Below are 7,948 nucleotides of genomic sequence, written 5' to 3' on the forward strand. Positions count from 1 at the left end.
CTCCTACATTGGAATGCGTTTTCCTGTAGGAGCTGCCGCAGGCTGCGATCTTTTTGCATCATCGAAAATCTATGGCTGAACCACCGCGCCCGGCACCAGCGGCAATTCCAGACTCGCGACAAACCCACCCTGCGGATGGTTGGCCAGCGTCAAACTCCCACCATGCCGCTCCGCCGCTCGCCGGGCAATTGCCAGGCCCAGGCCATGTCCCGCCGCCGTCTGCCCCGGCGCCCGGTAAAACGGCTCGCCCAACTGACTCAGATGTTCGGCCAGCACGCCCGGCCCGTGGTCACGCACACTGACGATGATTTTTTCACCCTGACGTGAGGCGTGCATCTCAATCGCCTGATCTTGCGGGTTGAAGCGCTGGGCATTGCGCAGCAGGTTATCGACCGCACGCTCGATCATGGTCGGCCAGCCCTTCAGGTGCAGTTGCGGATCGGCATCGAGACGCACCGTCTGCTCGGGCAATCCAAGTTGTGCATCTTTCTGCAACGTGCCAAGCAATGCATTCAAATCCACGTCTTCGGCGCTGGCGTTGTCGGCGTCGACCCGCGCCAGTACCAGAATCTCACTGATCAACGCTTCCAGCCGATCACACTCACGAGTGAGGCGTGGCCAGAGTTTTTCCCGTTCCTCAGGGTTGGCCCGTTCGGCCAGTGCCAGAGCAATACGCAGCCGCGCCAACGGTGAGCGCAATTCATGGGAGACGTCGCGCAGCAACTGCCGCTGACTGCCAATCAAGCTTTGCAGGCGTGCGCCCATGCGGTTGAAATCAGTGGCGAGCACGCCGAACTCATCGCGACGATTGGCCAGTTTCGCCAGGCTGTTCTGCTGATACGTCGTCTGCCCCAGATCATGCACGGCGCCGCGCAAACGGCTGAGCGGACGGGTGATGGAAAAGGTCACGAGCAGGCTGAACAGGGTCAGCACCACCAGCGCGATGCCCAGCGCACTCAATGGCCAGACCAGGCTTTCGCGGTGCCAGGAATCGAGTTCCGGGTGGGGGATGCGGTAGATGAACAGGTAGGTGTCACCGGTTTTTTCACTGGTGAATTCGTCGGTCAGGCGGCGCCATGGCAGGCGTCGGTCGTCGTTGTTCTGCCTTGCTTCGAAGGCCGCCGCGCGGCGCGGGAAAGTGCCGCGTACGACCGGATCGCCGCTTTCGTTGAGCACTTGAACGTCGATGTGATATTGGCGTTTGCGCTGTTCGAGGATGTCTTGCGCGGCTTCCTCGCCCTGGGCTTCGTAGGATTGCGTCCACTCGCTGGCGAGGGTGTTGAGGCCCGGATGGCGACTGAGGATCCACGCGTCCTGATTGAGCATGTGCCCGAGCAGAATCGACAGCCCTGCCACCAGAGCGATGGCCAGCCAGAAGCTCGCGAGAATACGCCAGAACAGTGAACGCACAGAAAATCCTCAAAACAATGCAAAACCCCTGTAGGAGCTGCCGCAGGCTGCGATCTTTTGACTGTGGGACGCAGAGCGTCCCCGGCTGCATTCCCACGCAGAGCGTGGGAACGATCAGATCGCAGCCTGCGGCAGCTCCTACAGGGTTCCGATGAAAATAGACCCGACGGGGTTAACCGTCGGGTCCGGGTCAGAACATTATTGCGCCTTTTGCGCCTGCTGCGCTTTCCACGCTTTGAACTCGGCCCATTCGGCGCGGCGTTCAGCCTGTTTCTTCTGGATCTCGTCGAATTTCTTCTGTTGATCCGGCTTCAGCACCGCACGCACATCGGTTTCGCCTTTCTTGTGGTTGGCCGCCATCTCGTCCTTCATGGCTTTCTGGTCAGCCGGCGAGAGTTTTTCCAGGTACTTGTCGACCACTTGCTTACGCTCGTGCATCTGCTCGCCCATGATCTTGCGGATCTGCTCGCGCTGTTCGCGGGACAGGTCGAGTTGGCTGTACGGGCCTTTGCCGTGCATGCCGTGCATCTGACCGCCGTGGCGTGGGCCGTCGAGCGGGCCACCCATCGGGCCGCCGTCTTGCGGCATGGCCATGGCAACGGTTGGCAGAGCGGCAGCGAACATCAGAGCGATAAGAGTCTTGCGCATGGTGTATCTCCTTGTCTCGTTCCCGGTACGTTCCGGATGAGTTCAGATTACGGAGATCAAGGTCAGCGGCGGTCAGCGCTACGTAAAGCTTGGGTAAAGACGCTTTGTGCCCAACCTTACACATATCCCGTGCAGGAGCTGCCGAAGGCTGCGTTCTTTTGATCTGTCTTTTAAAAACAAGATCAAAAGAGCGCAGCCTTCGGCAGCTCATACAGTGGAGATGAGCGCGGTTCAGAGGCTGTAGTAGTAACCGCGGCTGCGCAGGGCGACGATGCGCGGGCGGCCGTCGGGGTGAGGGCCGATCTTTTTGCGCAGGTTGCTGACGTGCATGTCGAGGCTGCGGTCGTACAGGGTCAGCTTGCGACCGAGAGCGAGCTGCGCCAGTTCCTGTTTGTCCAGCGGCTCGCCGGGTTGCTTGAGCAACGCTTCGAGCAGGCGGCTTTCGGAAACGGTGAGGGTCAGTTCCTTCTCGTCGATGCTGACCACGCCGCGCACCGGGCTGAAACTCAGGTCGCCCAGCTCAAGCTGTGTCGACACGGCAGCGGGGTGGCTGCGGCGCAGCACGGCGCGCAGGCGGGCGGTCAGTTCACGCGGGTCGCAGGGCTTGGCCAGGTAATCATCGGCGCCCAGTTCCAGGCCGAGGATGCGGTCCAGCGGCTCGCCACGGGCGGAGAGCATCAGCACCGGCAGATCGGCGTGGTCGTTGCGCAGTTGCTTGAGCAGCTCCAGACCGCTACCGTCGGGCAGCATCACGTCCAGCACCACCGCCGCCGGGGCGGTTTCAGCCAAGGCCTTGCGGGCACTCTGACCATCGTGGCAGGCACGCACCTGGAAGCCTTCCTGGCTCAACCAGCTACTCAGGAGTTCACACAACTCCTGGTCATCATCAATCAGTAACAGCTCGCTCATGACTCACTCAATTTAGCCATTGCCGACGTTTTCGGCTTGCTCCACTGGCAAAGATACCGCAGAGCAGCGCCAATAGCGCTACCCCGGCTCCCGTGACGAACCACTGCTGCTGCTCGGTCAACAGACGCGGCACCGGGCTGGCCTGTGCTTCCTTGAGTTGCAGCTTGAGACGCTGGTTCTCTTGACGCAGCCGGGCGAGCTGGGCGCTTTCGCGGGTGTTGTCGGCATTTTGCAGTTGTTTGTTCAATTCTTCCCGTTGCTGCTCGCTGGCCTTCAGGCGCTGCTGCAGTTCGGTGATCTGGCTGCCGGCACTCAGCGACAATGGCGTAGAACTGCCGCCTTCGGTGGATTCCTCACCATGGGCGGGCGTCATCATCGACAACGAGACCAACATCAGACACAACGGACCCTTGCGCATCGCTACACCTGCTTCCAAATGGATATTGGGCAGGTTGTCGGCAGGCAAACGAGAATAATGAGCGATTGAGAGCAGCGAGAACCAGGAAGGTTCATTGCCAGAGGCAATGTCGCAGACGGTGAGGGGACAAATCCCCTCACCGAAGGACTTTTAAGGCAGGACTTGCTTGAACGGCTTCACGACAACATTGGCATATACGCCAGCGGCAATGTACGGATCGGCGTCAGCCCAGGCTTGCGCGGCGCTCAGCGAGTCGAACTCGGCGACGATCAGGCTGCCGGTAAAACCCGCAGCGCCCGGATCATTGCTGTCGACGGCCGGGTGCGGGCCGGCCAATACGATGCGGCCTTCGCCCTTGAGCGCTTGCAGGCGTTCCAGATGCGCAGGGCGCGCGGCCAGGCGTGCTTCCAGCGAGTTGGCGACGTCGGTGGCAATGATGGCGTAGAGCATGTCAGTCCTCGGTTTTTGGTGTTGTTGTTGTGGTATCGGCATCGTGCAGATGGCGCGACAGGTAAATACCCTGTGCGACCAGGAACACCAGGGTCATGCCCAGGCTGCCGAACACCTTGAAGTCTACCCAGTAGCTCTGGAAGGTGAAGGCAACGAACAGGTTGGCGGCCCCGCAGAACAGGAAAAAGGCGATCCAGGCGATATTCAGACGGGTCCAGACCGGATCCGGCAGGGTCAGCGCGTGGCCCATGATGCGTTTGATCAGCAGGCGGTCGCCGATGAAGTGGCTGCCGATGAAAGCGACGGCGAACAGCCAGTTGACCACCGGTGCTTTCCACTTGAGGAAGGTTTCGCTGTGGAACGCCAGCGTCAGGCTACCGAACACCAGACAGGCGATCAGGGTCAGCCATTGGCTCTTTTCCAGCTTGCGCTGTTTGATGAACAACGCGCCGTACACCACCAGGGAACTGATGATCAGCATCGCCGTGGCGCTGTAAATACCGCCTACAGTCACTTCATGGCCAGCGATGTCGACGACCCGTGGATCAAGTTTGTAAACGATGAAGAACAGCAGAAGCGGAATGAAATCGATGAATTGTTTCACAGTGAGAGCCAGAAGCTGGATGTGGCGGCATAATAACAAACATATGGGCGCGCGATAGCGCCAGCTGATTTGAGGTTACAACTCCCCGTGAATGTTGATTTGCACTGCCATAGCACAGCCTCCGATGGCGCCCTGGCGCCTGCGGTTCTGGTTGCGCGTGCGTTCGAAAACGGCGTGCGAGTCCTGTCGTTGACCGACCACGACACCCTTGAGGGCCTCGCCGAAGCGCGCACGGCGGCCAATGAATTGGGGATGCAACTGGTCAACGGCGTTGAATTGTCCTGCACCTGGGGCGGCGCGACCATTCATGTGCTGGGCTACGGTTTCGACGTCAATGCCGCACCGTTGGTCGAGGCTATCGCCAAATTGCACGATGGCCGCTGGCTGCGGTCGGAAGAAATAAGCCGCAAGCTCGCTCTCAAGGGCATGCCCGGCGCCCTCGACGGCGCGCGTAAAATCCAGCAGGAACTGGGCGACAGCGGCAATGCGCCGGCCCGTCCGCATTTCGCTGACTGGATGGTCCGCGAAGGTTTCGTCAAGGATCGCGCCGAGGCATTCCGCAAATGGCTCGGCGCCGGCAAGCTCGGTGACGTCAAGTTGCACTGGCCGACGCTGGAAGACACCGTCGGCACACTGCGCGCCGCCAATGCCTGGGTCAGCCTGGCGCATCCGTGGCACTACGATTTCACCCGCAGTAAGCGCCGAAAGCTGATTGCCGACTATATTCAAGCAGGCGGGCATGCAATCGAGGTGGTCAATGGCCATCAGCCTGCGGAACAGGTGGGCAGCCTGGCAATCCTTGCCCGTGAGTTCGGTCTGCTGGTCAGCGCCGGCAGTGACTTCCATGGCCCTGGCGGCTGGTCCGAGATCGGCCAGTACCGGCCGGTTCCCGAGGACCTTCCACCCCTGTGGTGTCGGTTCAAACATGACACAGATATTGCCGCCGTCTGAACAGGTAGAAAATGTGAGTCAATTTTTCCAGATACATCCGGAAAACCCGCAAGCGCGCCTGATAAAACAGGCGGTCGAGATCATCCGCAAGGGCGGGGTGGTGATTTATCCCACGGACTCTTCCTACGCCATCGGTTGCCAGATCGGCGACAAGACTGCGATCGAGCGCGTGCGACGCTTGCGTCAGCTTGATGAAAAGCACAACTTCGCGCTGATCTGCAGCGACCTGTCGCAACTGGGCAACTACGCCAAGATCGACACCGGCACCTTCCGCATTCTCAAGGCGCACCTGCCGGGGCCATACACGTTCATTCTCAACGCCACCCGCGAAGTGCCTCGGCTGCTGCTGCATCCGAAGAAGCGCACCATCGGCCTGCGGGTGCCAAGCCATCCGATTGCGCTGGCGCTGCTGGCCGAACTCGGTGAGCCGCTGATGAGCGTGACCCTGATCATGCCCGGCGATGAAGATCCGCTCAGCGATCCGTACGAGATGCGCCAGTTGCTTGAACACCAGGTCGACTTGATCATCGATGGCGGCTTTGGCGGAATCAAAGCCTCCACGGTAGTCGACCTGACCGGCGACGACCCGGAAGTGGTTCGCATTGGTTGCGGCGATCCGACGCCGTTCATGGTCGAGGCCTGAATGTCCGCAGTGGAAACCGTTGTCGATCCCCAGGCCGGCGCTCAGCAGGAACTGCCGTTCGCCATGGTCTATGGCCAGGCGGTCATGGAAATGCCGCTGGACCTGTACATCCCGCCGGATGCCCTGGAAGTCTTTCTTGAAGCCTTCGAAGGCCCGCTCGACCTTTTGCTGTACCTGATCCGCAAACAGAACATCAACATCCTCGATATCCCGGTGGCGGAAATCACCCGCCAGTACATGGGTTATGTCGAGTTGATGCAGTCGGTGCGCCTGGAACTCGCCGCCGAGTATCTGGTGATGGCCGCGATGCTCGCCGAGATCAAGTCGCGCATGCTTCTGCCACGGGCCGAAACCGTCGAAGACGAAGAGGACGACCCGCGCGCCGAACTGATCCGCCGCTTGCAGGAATACGAGCGCTTCAAGGCCGCCGCTGAAGGCATCGACGGCTTGAGTCGGGTTGGCCGTGACGTGATCGTGCCCAAGCTCGACGCCCCGGAAGCCCGCGCGCGCAAGCTGTTGCCGGACGTGGCGCTGGAAGAGATTTTGATGTGCATGGCCGAAGTGCTGCGCCGTGGCGATATGTTTGAATGCCACCAGGTCAGCCGCGAGGCGCTATCCACCCGTGAGCGCATGAGCGATGTGCTGGAACGGCTCAAGGGCGGCGGTTTTGTGCCGTTCGTCGAGCTTTTCACTGCCGAAGAGGGCAGGCTGGGTGTGGTAGTGACCTTTATGGCGATCCTTGAACTGGTCAAGGAATCCTTGGTCGAGCTGGTGCAGAATGAGCCGTTCGCCGCGATCCACGTGCGAGCCCGAGCCGAATAACGAGTCGAAACATGAACCTGACTGAACCCCGCGAGCTGGCGCCCCTGCTTGAAGCCTTTCTGTTGGCCTCGGGAAAGCCACAATCCCTTGATCGCCTCTATGAACTGTTCGAAGAGGGCGAACGCCCCGAGCCTGCAGTCTTCAAGAAAGCCCTGACCCTGTTGGGCAAGTCCTGCGAGGGCCGTGCGTTCGAACTCAAGGAAGTCTCGTCCGGCTATCGCTTGCAGATCCGCGAGAAGTTTTCGCCGTGGGTTGGCCGACTCTGGGAGGAACGCCCGCAACGCTATTCCCGCGCCTTGCTGGAAACCATCGCGCTGATTGCCTACCGCCAGCCGATCACCCGTGGCGAGATCGAAGACGTGCGTGGTGTGGCGGTGAATAGCAACATCGTCAAAACCTTGCTGGAGCGTGAGTGGATCCGCGTCGTCGGCTACCGCGACGTGCCGGGCAAACCGGCGATGTTCGCCACCACCAAGATGTTTCTCGATCACTTCAACCTGAAGAACCTCGAAGACCTGCCGCCATTGGCCGAGCTGCGCGAAATGGAAACCGACCCGGTGCTCGATTTCGATGATGCGCCAGTGCCGCAAGGTCTGCAGGAACTGGCCGACGCCAGCGCCGAACCGGAGGAAGAGAAGGAAGAAACCAGTTTCCATACGTTGTTGCTGGAACTGGACAGCATGGAAGAGGGGATCAAGACCGACTTCGACGATTTGCTGCGGGATGCGGCGGACGCAGAAGCGCCAACGCCCGAGCCTGAAACCGAGGTCGCTGAGCCCGTCATTGAAGTTGAAGTTGAACTTGATGCCGAGCCAGCAGCCGAACCGGAGGAGGACATCCTTGGCGTCGCTCAAGCCCGCGAGAAGCTGTTGGCCGCTGTCGCCGCCCTCGAACAACCGGCGCCAGCACCCGAACCGGAGCTGAGCGAAGAAGAAGCCGAAGCCCGCGCATTGGCCGAAGCGATCGAAGCTGAACGCCGCGAGTTCGAAGACTGACCCGCCCTCAAAACACCGCGATCCCTTGTAGGAGTGAGCCTGCTCGCGATAGCGGTGTATCAGCCAAGAAGATGTCGACTGACACACCGCTATCGCGA

The 7,948-nt window shown here is 60.6% G+C and carries 10 protein-coding genes; 4 read left to right on the plus strand and 6 right to left on the minus strand.

Features of this window, described 5'->3' with window-relative positions; all coding sequences use genetic code 11:
- Window positions 1–69 precede the first annotated feature (69 nt).
- The 6 genes from EJA71_RS07725 to EJA71_RS07750 all read right to left on the minus strand — a co-directional run bounded on the left by EJA71_RS07725 (window position 70) and on the right by EJA71_RS07750 (window position 4,439).
- Window positions 70–1,410, minus strand: coding sequence for a HAMP domain-containing sensor histidine kinase (locus tag EJA71_RS07725; RefSeq protein ID WP_158955656.1), 1,341 nt, complete (start codon window positions 1,408–1,410; stop codon window positions 70–72).
- 198 nt (window positions 1,411–1,608) lie between these two features.
- Complete coding sequence (locus EJA71_RS07730) at window positions 1,609–2,058, minus strand: LTXXQ domain protein (protein ID WP_158955658.1); 450 nt, start codon at window positions 2,056–2,058, stop codon at window positions 1,609–1,611.
- Window positions 2,059–2,289: 231 nt separating this feature from the next.
- Window positions 2,290–2,967: a response regulator transcription factor gene (locus EJA71_RS07735; protein WP_016771129.1), complete on the minus strand. Its 678-nt coding sequence runs from the start codon at window positions 2,965–2,967 to the stop codon at window positions 2,290–2,292.
- Window positions 2,968–2,974: 7 nt separating this feature from the next.
- Window positions 2,975–3,385 (minus strand): translation initiation factor 2, encoded by a 411-nt coding sequence (locus tag EJA71_RS07740; protein WP_158955660.1) that lies wholly within the window; start codon window positions 3,383–3,385, stop codon window positions 2,975–2,977.
- Between the two features lie 150 nt (window positions 3,386–3,535).
- Window positions 3,536–3,835, minus strand: a complete 300-nt coding sequence (locus EJA71_RS07745; protein ID WP_007919677.1) for a YciI family protein — start codon at window positions 3,833–3,835, stop codon at window positions 3,536–3,538.
- Between the two features lies 1 nt (window position 3,836).
- Window positions 3,837–4,439 (minus strand): septation protein A, encoded by a 603-nt coding sequence (locus EJA71_RS07750; protein WP_158955662.1) that lies wholly within the window; start codon window positions 4,437–4,439, stop codon window positions 3,837–3,839.
- An 87-nt stretch (window positions 4,440–4,526) separates the two neighbouring features.
- Between EJA71_RS07750 and EJA71_RS07755 the strand changes: the two genes are divergently transcribed.
- From EJA71_RS07755 to scpB, 4 genes are all read left to right on the plus strand, one after another.
- Window positions 4,527–5,390, plus strand: coding sequence for a PHP domain-containing protein (locus tag EJA71_RS07755; RefSeq protein ID WP_053118270.1), 864 nt, complete (start codon window positions 4,527–4,529; stop codon window positions 5,388–5,390).
- Window positions 5,391–5,403: 13 nt separating this feature from the next.
- Window positions 5,404–6,033 carry an L-threonylcarbamoyladenylate synthase gene (locus EJA71_RS07760; RefSeq protein WP_158955664.1) on the plus strand — a complete coding sequence of 210 codons (630 nt, stop codon included), beginning with the start codon at window positions 5,404–5,406 and terminating at the stop codon, window positions 6,031–6,033.
- A gap of 123 nt (window positions 6,034–6,156) precedes the next feature.
- Window positions 6,157–6,855: a ScpA family protein gene (locus tag EJA71_RS07765; protein WP_178113664.1), complete on the plus strand. Its 699-nt coding sequence runs from the start codon at window positions 6,157–6,159 to the stop codon at window positions 6,853–6,855.
- An 11-nt stretch (window positions 6,856–6,866) separates the two neighbouring features.
- Window positions 6,867–7,850, plus strand: coding sequence for an SMC-Scp complex subunit ScpB (scpB, locus tag EJA71_RS07770; protein ID WP_158955668.1), 984 nt, complete (start codon window positions 6,867–6,869; stop codon window positions 7,848–7,850).
- Window positions 7,851–7,948 lie beyond the last annotated feature (98 nt).

Origin of the sequence: Pseudomonas sp. PB106, from assembly GCF_009764645.1 — a bacterium.
Taxonomy (GTDB): domain Bacteria; phylum Pseudomonadota; class Gammaproteobacteria; order Pseudomonadales; family Pseudomonadaceae; genus Aquipseudomonas.